The organism is Arthrobacter sp. TB 26, from assembly GCF_000427315.1.
Taxonomy (GTDB): Bacteria; Actinomycetota; Actinomycetes; order Actinomycetales; family Micrococcaceae; genus Arthrobacter.
Genome location: NZ_AUPJ01000503.1, coordinates 1 through 690, shown reverse-complemented (window position 1 = coordinate 690; position 690 = coordinate 1). Strand labels below are relative to the sequence as shown.

Sequence of the window (690 nt, the reverse complement as noted above, 5' to 3'; positions counted from 1 at the left end):
CGGGCCGCCCGCCAGGGCCCGGGACGGGTGGTGCGCTGCTACGACCAGAAGACCTATGGCGCCGCCCCGGCCCATCAGACGCCGGAGATCGCCGTCGCCGACCTCACAGGAGCGGCCCTGGTCCTCGCGTGCTGGGGATCTCCCGGCGGCCGGGGACTGTTGCTGCCGGACGCGCCGCCGCAGGCTGCGATGGACGAAGCTGTTGAAGTGCTGCGGGAGCTCGGTGCTGTGGCCCCGGACGGTCTCGCCACGGATCTCGGCAAGGTGCTGGCGAGGGTTCCCGCCGATCCCCGGCTGGCGCGGGCCCTGTTGGACGGAGCTGCAGCCGTGGGCGATCGCACCGCCGCGGAAGCCGTCGCCGTGGTCGCCGGGGACCAGCGTGCGCCCGGTGCGGATCTGCCGCGGCTTGTGGCCGCCCTGCGCTCGGGGAAGGAACCGGGATCCCGGCGCTGGACGGAGGACGTCCGGCGGATGGAGGGGATCGCGCGCCAGGAGAGGTCCGCCGTGGCACCACCTCCCATGCAGTCGGCGGTGACCGCGGCGGAGTCCGTCGGCTTCGTCGTCGCCCTCGCGTTCCCTGACCGCGTCGCTCGCCGGGTACCCGGTGGAGGCCCGGAGCGCTACCTGCTCACCTCCGGGACGCGGGCCGGGCTCCCGGCCGGAAGCTCCCTGTCGGGTCACGAGTGGCTC

1 pseudogene is annotated in these 690 nt (G+C 74.9%); it reads left to right on the top strand.

The features are described from left to right. Window positions 1-690 (top strand): annotated as a pseudogene (locus K789_RS0119810) (ATP-dependent helicase HrpB); the annotation flags it as partial.